The following is a 17,480-nucleotide window of genomic DNA, read 5'->3' on the forward strand; positions in this document are numbered from 1 at the left end:
CTATCGCCTCCCCGGTTCATCGGCGGAGAGCCGCGCATAGACACTGTAGAGCAGCAGCGTCGCGACGAGCAGCACGACGCCGAGCGCGCCGGCCATGCCCCAGTTCGCCGAGCCCGTGGCGTAGAAGGCGATGATGGACGAGATCATCTGGTCGCCCGGCCCGCCGATCAGCGCCGGCGTGATGTAGTAGCCGATCGCCGAGATGAAGACGAGCAGGCTGCCGGAGGCAACGCCGCGCAGGCTGAGCGGCAGAAGCACGCGCAGGAACGCCCGCCAGGGCGGCGCGCCGAGCGAGGCGGCGGCCGGCATCAGGTTCTTCGGAATGGTGATCAGCACGGAGTAGATCGGCAGCACCATGAAGGGCAGCAGCACATGGGTCATGGCGATGATGACGCCGGTGCGGTTGAAGATCAGCGGCAGCGGCGCGTCGATGATGCGCAGCCAGCGCAGGAGATCGTTGATCAGCCCCTGTTCCTGCAGGAGGATGAACCAGGCGGCGGTGCGCACCAGGAGCGAGGTCCACAGCGGCAACAGCACGGCGCCGAGCATCAGGTCGCGCTTCCAGCCGGTCAGCGAGGCGGCGATGATCGCATAGGGAAAGCCGATGCAGGCGCAGGCGAAGGTGACGAGCGCAGCGATCCAGAAGGTCCGCACGAGGATCACCCGGTTGACGGACTGGTCGGCCGGCAGGTGCTCGATGCTGCCCGCGGCATTGCGGCCGAGATCGACGGCGGCGAGCAGGTTGCGGTCGGTATAGGGCGAGAGCGCATCGGCGATCGCCAGCCAGAATTCCGGCCGCTCCCAGCGCTGGTCGATGGAGACGAGGTCGGCGGGCGGATTGGCCGTGTCTGCAAGCGCGCTCGTCGTCTTCGCCATCAGCGTGCGGAAGCCGGAGCGGGCGCTGTTGAGGCGGCGCACCATGTCGCCGAGCGCCTGGTCGTCGTCGACGGCCTTGAGGTCTTCGATCAACGCGGCCTGCATGGGCATGGTCGGCGGCGAGGCGCGATCCCAGTCGGCCAGCACCGCGGCGCTGCGCGGCAGGAGGCGCAGCACGGCCGGATCCGACACGGCCTGCGACATCATGCTGATCAGCGGCCAGACGAAGAAGCCGACGAGGAAGAGAAGCAGCGGCGCCAGCAGGAGGAGCGACCGGCCGGTCCGGGAGGCGCCCGCACTCATGGCGCGATGACCCGGCAGTCGCCGGCCGAAAAGCCCGCATAGACCCGCGTGCCCGGCGGGAATTCACGCGACCGGCGGCCGAGCTTGGCGATCAGCGGATGGGCGGCGTTCTGCAACTGCACGCGCAGGTGGTCGCCCTGATAGACGCTGTCGGTGACCTGCGTCTCCAGGCAGTTGCGCGCATCGCCCCGCGTCTCGCTGAGGTCGACCCGCTCCGGCCGGATGGAAAGGAAGACGGGCTGGCCGGAGGAGACGCTGCCGGAAACCGCCGAGACGATCTGCGCCCCGGACGGCAGGCGCACGGTCGCCTCCTCCCCCTCGACCGCCTCGACCACGCCCTCGACCAGGTTGGTCTCGCCGATGAACTCGGCGACGAAGCGCGTCGCCGGCTCGTCATAGACCTGCCGGGGCGTGCCGATCTGCTCGATCTTGCCCTTGTTGAAGACGGCGACGCGGTCCGACATGGTCAGCGCCTCCGACTGGTCGTGCGTGACGAAGACGATCGTCAGGCCGAGGCGGCGGTGCAGGTCGCGGATATCGAGCTGCATCTGCTCGCGCAATTGTTTGTCGAGCGCGCCGAGCGGCTCGTCCATCAAGACGACGCGCGGCTCGAAGACCAGCGCGCGCGACAGCGCCACGCGCTGCTGCTGGCCGCCGGAAAGCTGCGAGGGGCGCCGGTCGGCGAAGGCCGAAAGCTGCACCATGTCCAGCGCCCGCTTGACGCGCCCCTCGATCTCCGCCCTGCCCATGCCGCGCATCTGCAGCGGAAAGGCGACGTTCTCGCCGACCGACATGTGCGGGAAGAGCGCGTAGCTCTGGAAGACGACGCCCATGTCCCGCCTGTGGGTCGGCACGTCGTTGATCGCGGTGCCGTCGAGCAGGATGTTGCCCGATGTCGGCTGCTCGAAACCGGCGAGCATCATCAGGAGCGTCGTCTTGCCGGAACCGGACGGGCCGAGCAGGCTGACGAACTCGCCCTTGTCGATGCCGAGATCGAGATTTTCGACCACGCAGAGCGGGCCGTAGAATTTGGTGATGCGGTCGAAACGGATGAATTCGGCCAAGGTCATGACTCCATCGGAACGGTCGCTGGCGGGCAAGCGCCCCTCATCCGCCTGCCGGCACCGTCTCCCCGCAGACGGGAAGAAGGGGGTGTTGCACCGTTTTCCTCAACATATGCCTGCAGGCCTGTTTGTGCCCGATCCTTGCCGGGATTGTCTTCTCCCCGCCTGCGGGGAGAAGGTCGCGGCAGCGGGATGAGGGGCCGTTCCGCCCCGCAAGCAGCAGCCTTACTGCGCCAGCCAGGCGTTGAAGCGCTGGGTCAGCGTTTCCGCATTGTCGATCCAGAAATCGACATCGAGGGCGATCGAGTCCGTCAGGTTGGCCGGATCGGTCGGCAGGTCCTTGGCGAACTCGGCCGGAACCTTGGCCGCCGCTTCCTTGACCGGCAGGCCGTAGGCCACGAATTCCGGCAGCTTCGCCTGGTTGTCGGGCTCGCTGGCAAAGGCGATGAAGTCCTGCGCGGCGTCCTTGTTCTCCGCGTCCTTCAGCACTACCCAACTGTCGACAGCGTAGATGCTGCCCGGGAAGACGACCTTGAAGTTCTTGCCTTCCGTGCGGTTGATGCCGGTGATGCGGCCGTTATAGGCCGACGTCATCGCCACTTCGCCGGAGGCGAGGAACTGCAGCGGCTGGGCGCCCGATTCCCACCAGACAATGTTCGCCTTCAATTCGTCGAGCTTCTTGAAGGCGCGTTCGACGCCCTCTTCCGTGCCGAGCACGTCATAGAGCTCGTCCTTGGAGACGCCGTCGGCGAGAAGCGCGAATTCGAGCGTGTATTTCGGCCCCTTGCGCAGCGAGCGCTTGCCCGGGAACTTTTCGACGTTCCAGAAGTCCGCCCAGGACGCCGGGCCTTCCGCCAGCTTGTCGCCGTCATAGGCGATCGCCGTGGACCAGACGATCGCGCCAACGCCACAGTCATTGACCGCGCTGTCGAGGAACCTGTCCTTGCCGCCCATCTTGTCCCAATCGATCTTCTCGTAGAGGCCGTCGGCGCAGCCGAGCGCCAGTTCCTCCGCCTCCACCTGCACGGCATCCCAGTTCGGCGCGCCGGCCTTGACCTTCGACTGGATGACGCCGATGCCGCCGTCCCAGGCTTCGTCGAGCACCGGCTTGCCGGACTTTTCCGCGAAGGGCTTGAAGTAGATGTCGCGCTGCGCGTCCTGGTAGTTGCCGCCCCAGGAGACGATGGTGAGGTCGCGCGCGAGCGACGGCGCGGCAAGGCCTGCCGACAGCACGATGGCCGCGGCCGTGAGCATTCCGGATTGAAAGACAGTCTTCATTGCACTCCCCTTTTCTTCGTTTGTGAAGGAGCCGGATGGCCCGGTCCCCGATGACGATCCTTTGTCGGACTGCCGGCCCGCCCCGGCCTTTGGCCTGTCGGCGCTGCTTGCAGCCTCTCCGGTCGTCGCACCCTTTCCCCTGGGCGTTACGACCGATTGATGCATTCCAGGTCTTCCCGGTCAACGGGATATTTTCCCCGATTGACGGTCGTCAGACGTGCTGCCCTCCGTTGATGTGGATTTCCGCGCCGTTGATGTAGGAGGACGGCTCGGTGCAGAGGAAATAGATGGTTTCCGCGACTTCGCGCGGTTCGCCCAGCCGTCCCATCGGCACTTCCGCCGCAACCAGTTCGTCGGTTCCCGGCGAGAGGATCGAGGTCTCGATCTCCCCCGGCGCAATCGCATTGGCCCGCACGCCGCGGCGGCCGAATTCATGCGCCATCTCGCGCGTCAGCGAGGCCAGCGCCGCCTTGGAGGCGGCATAGGCGACGCCCGCGAAGGGATGCACGCGGGAACCGGCGATCGAGGTGACATTGACGATCGAGCCCTTCGCCGCTTCCAGCTCCGGCATCAGCGCGCGGGCGATCAGCGCCGTCGAGACGAGGTTGACATTGAGCACCTGCGTCCAGACGTCGGCATCCGTATCGAGCACGCCGAGGCGGCTCCTGCCCGGCCCCTTGGGCGAAATGCCGGCATTGTTGACGAGCGCGTGCAGCCGGCCGTTCGGCAGCCGCTCGCGCACCGTCGCGGCCAGCCGGTCGATCTGCGAAAGGTCGGCAAGGTCCGCCTGGATATGGCTTTCACGGGCGGACGGCCAGGCGCATTCCTCGGAAAAGGGCTGGCGGGAGACGGTCAGGATGCGCCAGCCCTTTGCCTGGAAGAGCTTGACCGTCGCATGGCCGATGCCGCGGCTCGCTCCCGTCAGCAGCATGTAGCGGCGTTCTTCGGTCATGCGCGATCTCCATTGATGCTTGATACATCGTAATAGGCCATTTTTGAATTGCAAGCCCTCCCGCGTGAAAGGCTATGCCCGGCGCGCCTCCCGCTCCCCGACCCCTTCGATACGCTCCAAGATCGGCTTGCCGCCCAGCAGGATATCGTCGACGATCGCCATCGAGGCTGCCGCCGGATCGTGGCGCTTCAGCGCTTCCACGACCGGATAGTGATGATCGATCATCGCCCGGCCGCCGGCGATGTAGGCGTCGGAAATGTGCGGCCCCATCTGCAGCCAGAGCCGCCGCAGGATGGTGGTCAGCACCGGAAGCCCGGCGATCTGCGGCAGAAGGAAGTGAAAGGCCTGGTTGAGCTGCGTGCCCTTTAACCGATCCCCGGCCGCGATTGCCTGCTCGTTTTCCCGCAGGATCTGCTCCAGCGCCTGGATATCCGCGCTGGTCGCCACCTGCGCGGCGGTTTCCGCCGCCAGCCCCTCCAGACGGATGCGGATCGCCCGGATCTCCCGGTAGCGGCTTTCGCTGAGGCCTGGAATGCGGATGTCGCGCGGCGAGCGGAAGGTGATCGCCTCGTCATTGGCCAGCCGCAGGATGGCGTCGCGGATCGGCGTGACGCTGGTGCCGAACTGCTCGGCGAGATCGCGGATCTTCAGCCGGTCGCCGGGCTGGAACCGGCCCTGCATCAGCGCGTCGCACAGCGCGCCATAGACGACCCTGTTGAGGTTTTCGTGTTCCAGTGTCGTAAATTCAGCCATGGAACTGATCCACAAAATCGAGTAATAAGATACTTGATGCATCTTTTTTGACGTGTTTCAAGTATCACCTGCCCCGGGCATCATCCGCCAAACGCCGTACGAGGGCAATGTCACCGGCGCGACCATCGGCAGGCGACGCGGAAGGAGCGGCAAAACCAGCGGGAAACCGCGCCCGGAGCAATTCCAGCAAAAGTGCGAAGCGGTTTTGCGTCTGGAGTTGCGTAGAACAAACAGAGCATTTTCGCGATTCGAAGAAAGGCGGAAATGCTCCAGGGAGCAAGCATGACGCAGCCAGCGCCGGCAACCAAGAAGACGGATTCGATGTCGGCGACCTGGAGCGCGACGGCGCTCCCCGATGCCGAGGCCGCCGTCGCCGCGGTCTATGGGCTCTCCGGCGCGGTGAAACGGCTTTCCAGCGAGCGGGACGAGACGTTCCTCTTCACAAGGGCGGACGGCACGGACTTCGTCCTGAAGATCGCCAACCCGGCGGAAGACCCCGCGGCGCTGGAATTCCAGGACGGCGCGCTGCTGCACCTTGCCGCCGCCGCCCCGGCCGTGCCCGTGCCGCGGCTCGTTCCCACGAAGGCGGGCGGGCCGAGCCATACGCTTGCCACCGCCGACGGCCCGCGCATCATGCGCCTCCTCACCTTCCTCGATGGCGAGTTGCAGTACCGCACGCCCGTCTCCGAGGCGCAGAGCCGCAATGTCGGCCGCGCGCTCGCCGAACTCGGTCTCGGCCTCGCGAACTACGACGGCCGCCCGCCGGCCGGAAAGCTGATGTGGGACATTTCCCACACGCTCGACCTTTGCGCGGTCGTCGACCATGTCGCGCCCGAACGGCGGGCGCAGGTGGAAACCGTGCTTGCCGAATTCGAGCGCGCCCTTCCCGCCATCACCGGCCTCACGCGGCGGCAGATCATCCACAACGACTTCAACCCGCACAACATCCTGCTCGATCCGGCGGAGCCGACGCGGGTGGTGGGCATCATCGATTTCGGCGACATGGTGCATGCGCCGCTGGTCAACGACATCGCCGTCGCCCTCTCCTATCACCTGGCGACGGACAACTGGGCGGCGCGCACCGGCGCCTTCCTCGCCGGCTTCCTGTCGGCGCGCGCGCTGGAACCCGGCGAGATCGAGCTGCTGCCGCTCCTGACGCGCAGCCGGCTGGCCATGTCGGTCATCATCGCCGAATGGCGCTCCGCCCGCTTCCCGGAAAACCGGGACTACATCATGCGCAACCACGCCACCGCCTGGCGCGGCCTGCAGAACATAGGCGATCTCACCCCCGCCGGGCTGAAGAGGCTCGTGCCCAACCTTTCCGAGGCCTGATCATGTCGATGGTGAATGCATTTTCGCGCGAGGATTTCGAACGGCTCAGCGAGACCGAACGGGCGCTGATCGCCCGCCGGGAAAAGGTGCTCGGTCCCGCCTATCGCCTGTTCTACGAAAAGCCGCTGCACCTCGTGCTCGGCGAAGGCGTCTTCCTCTATGACGCTGCGGGCGAAAGATACCTCGACGCTTATAACAACGTCGCCTCGGTCGGCCATTGCCATCCGCGCGTCGTGGAGGCGATCACCCGCCAGACCGCCGTGCTCAACACCCATACGCGCTACCTGCACGAAGGCATCGTCGACTATGCCGAGGCGCTGACCGCCACCTTCCCCGGCGACCTCAGCCAGGCCATGTTCACCTGTACGGGCAGCGAGGCGAACGACCTTGCCGTGCGCATCGCCCGCTTCGTCACCGGCGGCACCGGCATCATCGCGACGGAGCTTGCCTATCACGGCCTGACGAGCGCGGTCGCCGAATTCTCGCCCTCGCTCGGCGAGGCCGTGACGCTCGGAGCCCATGTGCGCACCGTGCCGGCGCCGGACAGCTACCGCCATTCGCCGGAAGAAATGATGGAGAAATTCGGCCGCGATGTCAGCGCCGCCATCGCCGACCTGAAGCGCCACGGCATAAAGCCGGCCATGCTGATCACCGACACGATCTTTTCCAGCGACGGTATCTTCGCCGGTCCGAAAGGCTTCCTGAAGCCGGCGGTGGATGCGATCCATGCCGCGGGCGGCCTCTTCGTCGCCGACGAGGTGCAGCCCGGCTTCGGCCGCACCGGCGAGGCCATGTGGGGCTTCGAGCGCCACGGCGTCTCCCCCGACATGGTGACGATCGGCAAGCCGATGGGCAACGGCTACCCGATGGCCGGCATCGTGCTGCGCCCGGACGTGGTCGCCGAGTTCGGCCCCCGCGCCCGCTACTTCAACACCTTCGGCGGCAACCCGGTCGCCGCCGCCGCAGGCAAGGCCGTGCTCGACACGATCCGAACGGAAGGCCTGCAGCAGAACGCCCTGGAGGTCGGCCAGTGCCTGATGGACGGTCTGAAAGGCCTCTCCGACCGCTACCCCGCCCTCGGCGACATCCGCGGCTCCGGCCTCTTCATCGGCGTCGAGATCGTCGCCGACCCCGCGACGAAGCAGCCCGACGCCGCCCTGACAACCCGCATCGTCAACGGCCTGCGCGAGCGCCGCGTCCTGATCAGTGCCTCCGGCCCCAACGCCAACATCCTGAAAATCCGTCCGCCCCTCGTCTTCTCCCGCGAGAATGCCGACATGCTGGTGGCTGCGCTGGGCGACACCCTGAAGACGCTGTAACGAAAAAGCCGGGACTGCGTCGGCAGCCCCGGCTTTCACTTTTCGTCACAAGGCTCAGACGAGCGCGGTGACCTGGATTTCGACCAGCAGTTCCGGCGCGGCGAGGCGGGCCTCGATCGTTGCGCGGACCGGCAGGTTGTCCGGATCGACCCACTGGTCCCAGACGTCGTTCATCTGGGCGAAATGGGCGATGTCGCGCAGCCAGATGTTGGCGCTGATCAGCTTGGCCTTGGAAGTGCCGGCCTCGGCCAGAAGGCCGTCGATCGTGGCCAGGATGTCGCGGGTCTGGGCGACCGTGTCGGCGCCACTGCCGGTGACGCCGGCCGTGGTGACGACGCCGTTGACGACGACGGCCTGGCAGAAGCGCTTGCCGGGCTTGATACGCTGGATCATGAAAAATCTCCCATGGTGTTGATCACAGATTGGTTTTGCCGAAAGCCGACGGGATGAAGCCGGCGCATTCCGCGCCGATCGGCGATGGCAGCGCGGCATCAATGCCCGAAACGCCGGGCGAGCGCAACTTGCCACTGAGCCTCGCCATTTCCAGAGCTGGCAAAGGCTCGCGCCGCCCTGCCACCGGCGGCCAGACACTACGTCCAGGCATAACGCACGATGTGAAAGAAGACGGGGGCGGCGAAGACGAGGCTGTCGGCGCGGTCGAGCATGCCGCCATGGCCCTCGATCATGTGGCCCCAGTCCTTCACCCCGCGGTCGCGCTTGATGGCGGAGGCGACGAGACCGCCGAAGAAGCCCATGATGCAGGCGAGCGCCGCAAGCGCGCCGGCTTCGAGCGGCGAGAACGGCGTCAGCCAGTAGAGCCCGGCACCGAGCAGCGAGGCGCTGGCAATGCCGCCGATCAGCCCTTCCCAGGTCTTCGACGGCGAGATGCTCGGCGCCACCTTGTGCCTGCCGAAGAGCTTTCCGAAAATGTACTGCAGCACGTCGCTGCCCTGCACGGTGGCGATGAGGAAGGCGATGAGCAGCAGGCCCCGCCCCTCGTTGCCGGGAATGGGCAGCGTCACCAGCGCCGGCACATGGCTGATGCAATAGACCGACAGCATGATGCCCCATTGCTGCTCGCTGACCCGTTCGAGGAAGCGGGACGTGTCGCCGCGCATGGCCGTCAGCGCCGGCATGGCGAGGAAACAGTAGACGGGGATGAAGATCGAATAGAGCCCGTACCAGTCGATCCAGATCAGGTAGTACTGCGCCGGAACGATGATCAGGAACATGCCGAGCAGCGTCCAGCGGTCGGCATGGCGCGTGTTGGTGAGGGTGACGTATTCGCGCAGCGCCGCGAAGGAGACGAAGGCGAAGAGCAGGATCACGCCGCCCGTGCCGAACAGGAAGGCGAGGCTGATGCCCGCCACCATGATCCACCAGGCCTTGATGCGGGCATTCAGGTTTTCGAGCGTTGCCGGCAGCGGTTTCTCGCTGCGCCAGGAAAGCACGCCGGCAACGAGGCTCGCGATGACGAGCACCGAGGCGAGGCCGAGGAAAAGACGCGTGTCGTCGCTCATCAGCGGGTTCCATCCTTTCGGGGCGCAAGGGCGAGAAGCGCCGCGCGGGCGCGCTCGAGGAAGGCTTTTCGCTCCTCCCCTTCCTCCAGCACCAGCGGGGCGCCGAAGACGACGCGGCAGAGCAGCGGGACCGGCAACAGCGCACCCTTCGGCAGGACGCGCGACATGTTCTCGATCCAGCAGGGCACCAGCTCGACATCCGGGCGAAGCGCCGCGAGATTGTAGAGGCCGGAGCGGAAGCGCAGGAGCGGCTCCTCCGTCATGTTGCGCGTGCCCTCGGGAAAGAAGATCAGGGACTGGCCTGCATCGAGCGCGGCGAGCATCACCTGCATCGGATCGGCGGTGCGCTCCACCCAGTTGCGCTCGACGAGCACCGTGCGCAGCATCCTGCCGGAAATGAAGCGGCGAATCGGGCCGGCATTCCAGTAGTCCGCCCCGGCGACGGCGGCCGTGCGGCGGCGTTCGGCGAAGGGCAGGCAGGTGGAGACCAGGATGAAATCGCCATGGCTCGCATGGTTGGCGAAATAGATGCGTTGCCGGCCGTAGGGCGCCGAGCCGGCCCAGATCGGCCGCACGCCGGTGACGGCGCGCGAAAGGCCGGCGAGCATCGCGCCGGATACCGTCTGCAACAGGGATGCGTCGTTCGCGCTCATGCCCCGCCTCCCTCCATCCCGTCGAGGAGCAGGATGAGGTAGAGCACGACGGCGACCGCCAATGCGATCCGCTGCAGCCAGAGCAGCCGCCGGCATCCCCGGAGGCGTTCCGGCAGCGTTGCCGAAACGCCGCCCCTGGCGCGAAGTCCCATGCGCGCCAGAACGTCATCGATGGCCGCAAGCCCCGCCGCTTCCCCGTCATGGGAGGCCGCGAGCTGGAAGAGCGCGGCATCGAACAGGAGATGCAGCGAAAGCGCCAGCGGCACGAGGCAGAAGGCGAGCAGCAGCCCCCAGGCGAGCGGCCCGGAAAAACCATGGGCGCCGGCCGTTGGCGGCGCCGCGGCGAGGATCAGCAGCGCCGCCGCCCCGCCGGCAAGGCCGTTGCGCCTCAGGCGCCGGACGGCATCCGCGACGATCGTCCGCCAGTCGGTCATCGCGCCGCCTCCTCGATCGCGGCATAGGTTTCCAGCGCAAGATGCACCGGCCGCCCCTTCGCCCGGATCTGGGCGACGGCTGCGGCGGCACTGGCCGCAAGCCCCTTCCGCATCAGGACGCAGGCGGCGACGAGCGCGCTGCGCTGGAAGCCGAGCGCGCAGCAGACGAGCACCGGCCCATGCCGTCCCGCTTCCTCGGCGGCGAGCGCCGCGTCGCGGATGCGGGCGGCGGAGAGTGGCAGCAGATCGAGCGTCGGGAAGGCGCGCCAGGAAAGGCCGGGAACGGCAAGGCCCGGCAGTTCCGCCGTCATGTCGATGACGGCGGCATAGGTCGAAAGGGCACGCCGCGTCGGCACCCGGCCGAGGAAGACGCCGTCGGCAATCTCGACGGCATCAGGCAGGCGCCGCGTCCACCACCAGGCGTTCACCCGCGCCCCCAGCCTGTAGGGCATCAGCAGCCAGCGGCTTGCGAAGCTGATGCGGCCATCGCCCTGTTTCTGGAACACATCCGGCCCGGCGCCGGCATAGGCGAGCGCGACGATGGCGAGGGCAAGCGCCGGCCAGAGCAGCAGCAACCCCGCCCCGGATCCAAACGTCGCCCACACCGCAAGGAACAGGAAGACCAGCGCACCGGCGGCATAATAGAGGGCGAGCCGCCGCGCCTTCCGATCGACCGTCAGGCGGAACCCTGCCAGCGGCGACGGCCGGCCGGCCGGGAACAGCCAGAGGGCGAAGAGGCCGAGCAGCGCGCCGGTCGGGATATCGATGCCGTGATGCTGCCAGGTGGTGAGGACGGAGACGCCGATCAGGACGCACCAGACATGCCAGACCGCCAGCATCGTTCCCCGTAGCCGCCCGCTCCAGTGATCCCAGATGATCACCAGCAGGGCGACATGCAGCGAAGGGGCCTGGTTGAACGGCTTGTCGAAGCCACCGAGCACGTCGAACAGGAAACCCGGCAGCCCCTGCGTCTCCGGCCGCACGAAGATCGCCTGCAGCGGAAAGGCGATGAAGCAGAGAACGGCGAAGACCTGCGCCGTGAGGTAGCGCCGCGCCAGCCGGCCGACCTCCGCCGGCGTCTCGTTGACGAAGAGCGAGAGCGCATAGAAGGCGTTGATCGACCAGTAGGGCAGGATCGTCCAGGCGAGGAAGGGGATGTGCCGCTCCCAGCCGAAGGCAAGATTGGGCACGTCCGCCCGCTGCGCGGCCAGCCAGTTGGAAAAACCGTAGGTCAGGTAGAAGAACGGCGCCAGGAAGACGAGCCACAGCGCCGCGGCGCGAAAAACCGCGCGGCGATCGACGGCAAGGACAGATGCGACGCCCTCCCCCATGGCCGCCTCAGATGCGCTCGGCCAGCGAGACGGTGAAGATGCCCCATTTGTCGATGCGCTGCTCGACCTTGCGGAAGCCGGCGGCCGCCACGAGCTGGTCCATCTCCTGCTGGGTGCGCCGGCGCATGATCCAGGCCTCGCCGTCGCGATGCGAGGTCAGCGCCCGGGCGATCATTTCGAGCTGCGGATGCCAGGGCTGGCCGGTATAGAGGAGCAGCGCCCCCGGCTCCATCGCCCGCGCGAGGCCGGCCAGCGAGGCCTCGATCAGGGCATTGTCCGGGAAGAGCTCGTAGAGGCCGGAGACGATGGCGAGCGTCGGCCGCGGGGTGATCGCGGCAAGTCCCTCCGTGTCGAAGGCGTCCGCCCGGTGGAATTCCGCCACGGCCGAGAGGCCGCGCCCGGCGATCAGCGCCGTGCCCTTCTCCACGTTGATCGGCGAATAGTCCTGCAGGCGGATGCTCTCCGGCTTCGCCTCGGACGCCGCGACCGCATCGAGCACGTAGCGCCCGTGGCCGGCGGCGATGTCGAGCACGCGCAGCGGCCGTCCCTCGGCCTTCAGGCGTGCCAGCGCCTTGCCGATCAGTTCCTCCAGATGGACCTTGCGCTGGCGGATGCCGCGCCAGCCGATCGCGTCGAGGAACTGCCGGTCGATCAGCCGTCCGCCGGGGCCGAGGCCGCGGGCCTCGTCCTCATAGACATAGTCGAGCGTCGAGCCGGAATCGAAGCCGGTGCGCAAACCCGTCTCGATGCCCCCGGAGAAGAGGCCGCCGAGGCGGATCGAGGCGCGCGTCAGCGCCCAGTAGAGCCCGCGCGGGGAGAGCAGCGACAGCGGCGTCGCCAGCCGGTCGGCCTCGTCGCGGGTATGGCCGGAAAGATGCGCGCGCCGCAGATCCGCCACCACGGGCGGCTCGGCGAAACGCTGGAGGAGGAAGGTCCGCACCTTTTCGAGCGCCTTCGCCCGGTCCCGCTCGCCGAGCGTGTCATGATAGAAGCCGGGCAGCACATGGCGCTCCTTGATCGTGCTGCCGAGATTTTCGAAGAAGCGGTGCTGCGGCGCATGGCGCACGACGAAATCGCTGCCGGAGACGAGAAGCTGCGTCGGCACCGTGATGGCACGCGCATCGGCGACCACCCGGTCCGCCGCCTCGTAGAGTTCCAGGAGGATGTTGGAGGCGATGGGGCGGGTGATCAGCGGATCGGCCTCGAAGGAGGCGATGCGCTCCGGATCATGCGTCAGGAAACGGGCCTTGACGTAGGAATTGACGAAGAACGTGCCCTTGAGCTTCTGCCAGAGCGCAATGCCCTCCCTGGCGAAGGGCACGTAGAGCTTCACGTCGAAGGCGGGCGAGGCCAGCACCAGCGCACGGATATCCGGCGCATAGTCATGCACCCAGGTGGAGGCCAGCACGGCGCCGACGCTCTGGGCGACGACGGCGACCTGGTCCATGGAAAAGCCGCCGGTCTCGCTTATATGGCGGACGAAGCAGTCGAGATCGCGTACCGAATGGGCGAAGGACGGCGAATGGCCGCGCTCGCCGGGCGACCGGCCATGGCCGCGCGCATCCCAGGCGTAGAAGGCGAAGTCGTCGAGCCCGAGCTCCTCGGCGATATGCGCCACCCGGCCGCTGTGCTCATGGCCCCGGTGCAGCAGAACGACCGCGCCTTTCGCCGCGCCGGACCGGGCGGGCCAGGCACGGTAGAAAAGCTCCACGCCGTCATGGCTCGCAAAGGCGGATTCGATCATGCTGTCATCTCTCCTGCGGAAACCTCAGCACCTATACGGATGAGGACGCATGTTTGCAGTTGATTTCATGTCGATTGCATCCTCTTTTGTTGCACGCAATCGAGCGGATTCGAGCTGACATGTCGATCTATAAACTGAAATCGTCCTTCCAGAACCTGCTTCGCCCGCTGGTGGGGCGGCTGGCGGCCATGGGCGTCACGGCCAACCAGGTGACGCTGATCGCCGCGCTCGTCTCGGTGGGGATCGGCGCGCTGCTCCTCGTCAATCCGGCGCCCGCCCTTTTCGCGCTCGTTCCCGTCTGGATGCTGCTGCGCATGGGGCTCAACGCCATCGACGGCATGCTCGCCCGCGAACACGGCCAGAAGAGCCCGCTCGGCGGCTATCTCAACGAGATCACCGATGTCGTCTCCGATGCCGCGCTCTACCTGCCCTTCGCGCTGGTGGCGCCCTTTTCCCTGCCGTGGTTCACCGCCATCGTCTTCCTCGCGGCGCTGACGGAGTTCGCCGGCGTGCTCGGCGTCGCCCATGGCAACGGCCGCAGCTACGAGGGGCCGATGGGCAAGAGCGACCGGGCCCTCCTCTTCGGCGCGCTCGGCGCCCTCGTCGCCGGTTTCGGCACGCTGCCGGCCTGGACATGGCATATCCAGCCGATCGCCTGCGTGCTGCTCGCCTGGACGGTCGCCAACCGGGTGCGGGCCGGCCTCACCGGACCGTAGCCGTCAGCGCTTCTCGCCGAAGCGGCGCGGCGTCGGCCGGCCGGTGACCTGGTCCCAGTGCTCGTCGGCCCGCCGCTCGAAGGTCCCCGCCTCTCGGGCGTCGCTCTGGTAGAAGGCGCCGCGCGGAACATCCGGCGCGTAGACCTGCTCGCTCCAGCCCCGCCCGTCGTCATGAGGGAAGGCATAACCGACATGGCCGAGCGCCGCCGCGCCCTTGTAATGCGCATCGCGCAGATGCATCGGCACCGCCGACGGCGCCTCATTCGCCACATGGGCGAGCGCCAGCGAAATGCCGCGGCAGGCGGAGTTCGACTTCGGCGCCCGGGCGACGTGCAGGGCGGCATGGGCAAGGATGATCTGCGCCTCGGGGTAACCGATCTTCTCCACCGCATGCAGCGCGGCCACCGCCGTCTGCAGCGCTGTGTTGTCGGCAAGGCCGACATCCTCGGAGGCATGGATCATGATGCGGCGCGCGATGTAGCGCGGGTCCTCGCCGCCATGGATCAGCCGGGCAAGCCAGTAGAGCGTCGCATCGGGATCGGAGCCGCGCATCGATTTCACGAAAGCCGAGACCACGTCGTAATGCGCATCGCCCGACCGGTCGTGGTTGACGGGCGCGGCTGCATAGGCCTCCTCGACCATCGCCTCGGTGATGATGACGGGTTTTCCCGGCGCGTGCCCGACGGCAAGGCTTTCGAGAACCGTCAGCGCCCGCCGCGCGTCGCCGCCGGAGCGGCCCGCGATGCGGCGCAACTGGGCGGGCTCCAGTTCCACCGCGATGCCCCGCGCCGCCAGATGGCGAAGCCCCCGCCGCACCACTTCCTCCATCTCTTCCAGCGTCAGCGGCTCCAGCTTCAGGATGGTCGAACGGGAGATGAGCGCGGGCGTCAGCGTGTGGTAGGGATTGCCGGTCGTCGCGCCGATGAAGTCGGCGACGCCTTCCTCGCAGAGCGCAAGGAGATGGTCCTGCTGCGTCGCGCTGAAGCGATGCACCTCGTCCGCGAAGAGCAGGGTCGGCCGCATGCGCGCCTCGTCGGCGATCTTGCGGATGTCGGCCACGTTGTTGTGCGCGGCGTGCAGCGGGCGAAAGTTCTTGCCGAGCATGTTGCCGATGGCGCGCGCGATCGACGTCTTGCCGAGGCCGGGCGGGCCGTAGAGCACGATGCTGCCGAGCCGTCCGGCCGCGATGCGCCGGCGCAGCATGGTGCCCTCGCCGATGATCTTCTCCTGGCCGATCACGTCGTCCAGGCTCGCCGGGCGCAGCTCTGCGGCGAGCGGCATGGCGCCGGGGCGCGGCGCGGCGTCGAAAAGATCGGTCATGGCATCCTCCGGTCTTGAACGGTCCTGTCCAACCCGGCGGCCTGACGCAAAAGCCCGCCTGCCCGGCCGGATGACGTTCGTCTATCGGCCGGAGCAGGCGGGGTCAAAGGCAATCGTGCACGATCGCGGTCAGTGCAGGCCGAAGAGGGTCAGCAGTTCCTCGCGATGGCGCACGAATTCCGGCGCGCTGCGGTCGCGCGGGCGCGGCAGGTCGATCTCGATCAGCCGCGGCGCGGCGTTCTTCTCGCGCGGCAGGATGAGGATGCGGTCGGCAAGGTAGATCGCCTCCTCCAGGTCGTGCGTCACGAGGATGGTCGTCACGTCCTCGTCGCGCCAGATGCGCGTCAGCTCCTGCTGCATGCCGATCTTCGTCATGGCGTCGAGCGCGCCGAGCGGTTCGTCGAGCAGCAGGATCTCCGGCTGGACGGCAAGCGCCCGGGCAATGCCGACGCGCTGCGCCATGCCGCCGGAGAGCTGGCGCGGATAGGCGTTCTCGAAGGATTGCAGGCCGACGAGCTGAACGTAGCGCCGCGCGCGGGCTTTCGCCTCCTCGCGGGAAACACCGCGCGTATCGAGGCCGAAGGCGACGTTTTCGAGCACCGTCAGCCAGGGCAGCAGGCGCGGCTCCTGGAAGATGACCGCCCGTTCCGCGCCGACGCCCGAGACGGCCTTGCCATCGATCAGCACCTCGCCGCCATCGGCATCCTCCAGCCCGGCGAGGATGCGCAGCAGCGTCGTCTTGCCGGAGCCGCTGGCGCCGACGATGGCAAGGCTCTCGCCCGAGCGGATCTTCAGGTTGATGTTGTCGAGAACCGGCAGCGGCCGGCCATCGAGCGTGTAGGATTTCGAGAGGTGACGGATTGTCACCTCTCCACGGATCGTCGCGGGAGCAAGGCTCATTGTGGGCCTCAGTTCGTTGCCGCGTCGGGCGAATAGAGCACGTCCTTGGCCGCGAGCTGGCCTTCCTTCAGCTTGCCTTCGCGCACCAGCACGTCGATCCAGAACTGCACGTCGCGCTCGACCGGAAGACCGCCGGCACGAACGCCATAGCCGCGGAAATACTGTGCGATGTCAGGGTTCTCGCCGCGTTCCTGCAAGGCCTTTGCCAGGATCTTGCGGGTTTCCTCGGGGTGTTCACGGGCATAGTCGAGTGCGCGGGCGGACTGTTCCACGAAGGTCTTCGCCGCCTCGGGATGCGCCTTGACGAAATCGCGGCGCAGCACCACGAAGCCGCCGGCGATCTCGCCGAGCACGTCCGTATCGCCGAAGATCGCGCGCAGGCCGCCGTTCTTGCTGGCCGCGCCCTCGAAGGTCGTCTGCCAGTAGCCGAAGGCCGAGATGTCGACCTGGCCGGAGCGCAGAACCTGCTCGAGCTGCGGGCCGGGCACGACGACCTGGTTGGCCGCATCCGTCGGCAGGCCGGCCGAATGCAGCGCCTCGCGGATCGTGTAGTCGAGATGGGCGCCGAGCGTGTTGACGGCGATGCTCTTGCCGGCAATGTCCTTGATCTCCTTGATCGGGCTGTCCTCCAGCACGTAGAAGATCGACTGGACCTCGGCATTGATGCCGTTCGAGGGATAGGCGGCGACGAAGTCGTTGCCGCTGATGATCGAGTTCAGCACGGCGGAGGTGGCCGCACTGCCGAGCTCCACGTCGCCGGAGGCGAGCGCGATCAGCGAGGCCGGGCCGCCGGCCGCGTAGCCGACATTTTCCAGCGTGATGCCGGTTCCCTCGAAATAGCCGAGTTCGGCGGCAAGCTCATGGGCGGTCAGGCCGCCCTGGCTGGCGAGGTAACGCAGGTTGACGTCTTCCGCGGAAGCCGCGCCGGCAAGGCCGAGCACGAAGGCGGCGGAGAGGAGAAGCTTCTTCGAATGGAAGGTCATGA

General features: G+C 67.4%; 17 protein-coding genes. 3 read left to right on the top strand and 14 right to left on the bottom strand.

Translation table 11 applies throughout. The features are described 5' to 3' along the window. The 5 genes from EV665_RS10140 to EV665_RS10160 form a co-directional block, all read right to left on the bottom strand. A complete protein-coding gene (locus EV665_RS10140) occupies positions 1–1,179 on the bottom strand; it encodes an ABC transporter permease (RefSeq protein WP_064333050.1) in 1,179 nt (392 codons plus the stop codon). Then, positions 1,176–2,249, bottom strand: a complete 1,074-nt coding sequence (locus EV665_RS10145) for an ABC transporter ATP-binding protein (RefSeq protein WP_133034009.1) — start codon at positions 2,247–2,249, stop codon at positions 1,176–1,178. Before EV665_RS10145 ends, EV665_RS10140 begins: the two co-directional genes overlap by 4 nt. 219 nt (positions 2,250–2,468) lie before the next feature. Continuing rightward, positions 2,469–3,497, bottom strand: coding sequence for an ABC transporter substrate-binding protein (locus EV665_RS10150; RefSeq protein ID WP_064333048.1), 1,029 nt, complete (start codon positions 3,495–3,497; stop codon positions 2,469–2,471). A 235-nt stretch (positions 3,498–3,732) separates the two neighbouring features. Continuing rightward, a complete protein-coding gene (locus EV665_RS10155; RefSeq protein WP_064333047.1) occupies positions 3,733–4,473 on the bottom strand; it encodes an SDR family NAD(P)-dependent oxidoreductase in 741 nt (246 codons plus the stop codon). A gap of 72 nt (positions 4,474–4,545) precedes the next feature. After that, positions 4,546–5,226, bottom strand: a complete 681-nt coding sequence (locus EV665_RS10160; RefSeq protein ID WP_064333046.1) for a GntR family transcriptional regulator — start codon at positions 5,224–5,226, stop codon at positions 4,546–4,548. Between the two features lie 282 nt (positions 5,227–5,508). Here EV665_RS10160 and EV665_RS10165 point away from each other — a divergent pair, with 282 nt between their 5' ends. Together EV665_RS10165 and EV665_RS10170 are read left to right on the top strand one after the other, a co-directional pair. Then, positions 5,509–6,558 (top strand): phosphotransferase, encoded by a 1,050-nt coding sequence (locus EV665_RS10165; protein WP_133034010.1) that lies wholly within the window; start codon positions 5,509–5,511, stop codon positions 6,556–6,558. Positions 6,559–6,560: 2 nt separating this feature from the next. After that, a complete protein-coding gene (locus tag EV665_RS10170; protein WP_133034011.1) occupies positions 6,561–7,877 on the top strand; it encodes an aspartate aminotransferase family protein in 1,317 nt (438 codons plus the stop codon). A gap of 54 nt (positions 7,878–7,931) precedes the next feature. On the opposite strand, the gene EV665_RS10175 is transcribed toward EV665_RS10170, so the two are convergent. The 6 genes from EV665_RS10175 to EV665_RS10200 all read right to left on the bottom strand — a co-directional run bounded on the left by EV665_RS10175 (position 7,932) and on the right by EV665_RS10200 (position 13,559). Then, positions 7,932–8,270 carry a RidA family protein gene (locus tag EV665_RS10175; RefSeq protein WP_133034012.1) on the bottom strand — a complete coding sequence of 113 codons (339 nt, stop codon included), beginning with the start codon at positions 8,268–8,270 and terminating at the stop codon, positions 7,932–7,934. Between the two features lie 197 nt (positions 8,271–8,467). Beyond that, positions 8,468–9,397, bottom strand: a complete 930-nt coding sequence (locus tag EV665_RS10180; RefSeq protein WP_133034013.1) for a phosphatidate cytidylyltransferase — start codon at positions 9,395–9,397, stop codon at positions 8,468–8,470. After that, positions 9,397–10,050: a lysophospholipid acyltransferase family protein gene (locus EV665_RS10185; RefSeq protein WP_133034014.1), complete on the bottom strand. Its 654-nt coding sequence runs from the start codon at positions 10,048–10,050 to the stop codon at positions 9,397–9,399. The genes EV665_RS10180 and EV665_RS10185 overlap by 1 nt, the downstream gene beginning before the upstream one ends. Next, positions 10,047–10,484 carry a hypothetical protein gene (locus EV665_RS10190; RefSeq protein WP_133034015.1) on the bottom strand — a complete coding sequence of 146 codons (438 nt, stop codon included), beginning with the start codon at positions 10,482–10,484 and terminating at the stop codon, positions 10,047–10,049. Before EV665_RS10190 ends, EV665_RS10185 begins: the two co-directional genes overlap by 4 nt. Continuing rightward, complete coding sequence (locus EV665_RS10195) at positions 10,481–11,815, bottom strand: phosphatase PAP2/dual specificity phosphatase family protein (RefSeq protein ID WP_133034016.1); 1,335 nt, start codon at positions 11,813–11,815, stop codon at positions 10,481–10,483. Before EV665_RS10195 ends, EV665_RS10190 begins: the two co-directional genes overlap by 4 nt. A gap of 7 nt (positions 11,816–11,822) precedes the next feature. After that, positions 11,823–13,559 (bottom strand): bifunctional alpha/beta hydrolase/class I SAM-dependent methyltransferase, encoded by a 1,737-nt coding sequence (locus tag EV665_RS10200; protein WP_133034017.1) that lies wholly within the window; start codon positions 13,557–13,559, stop codon positions 11,823–11,825. 119 nt (positions 13,560–13,678) lie between these two features. Between EV665_RS10200 and EV665_RS10205 the strand changes: the two genes are divergently transcribed. Continuing rightward, positions 13,679–14,275, top strand: coding sequence for a CDP-alcohol phosphatidyltransferase family protein (locus EV665_RS10205; protein ID WP_133034018.1), 597 nt, complete (start codon positions 13,679–13,681; stop codon positions 14,273–14,275). Positions 14,276–14,278: 3 nt separating this feature from the next. Here the strand turns inward: EV665_RS10205 and EV665_RS10210 are convergent, their stop codons facing one another. From EV665_RS10210 to EV665_RS10220, 3 genes are all read right to left on the bottom strand, one after another. Then, entirely contained in the window at positions 14,279–15,595 is a 1,317-nt protein-coding gene (locus EV665_RS10210; protein ID WP_064333037.1) for a replication-associated recombination protein A, read from the bottom strand. A gap of 129 nt (positions 15,596–15,724) precedes the next feature. After that, positions 15,725–16,495, bottom strand: a complete 771-nt coding sequence (locus EV665_RS10215) for an ABC transporter ATP-binding protein (RefSeq protein WP_064333036.1) — start codon at positions 16,493–16,495, stop codon at positions 15,725–15,727. Positions 16,496–16,503: 8 nt separating this feature from the next. Beyond that, positions 16,504–17,478 carry an ABC transporter substrate-binding protein gene (locus EV665_RS10220; protein WP_064333035.1) on the bottom strand — a complete coding sequence of 325 codons (975 nt, stop codon included), beginning with the start codon at positions 17,476–17,478 and terminating at the stop codon, positions 16,504–16,506. Positions 17,479–17,480 lie beyond the last annotated feature (2 nt).

It is taken from the genome of Shinella granuli, from assembly GCF_004341885.1.
Lineage (GTDB): Bacteria > Pseudomonadota > Alphaproteobacteria > Rhizobiales > Rhizobiaceae > Shinella > Shinella granuli.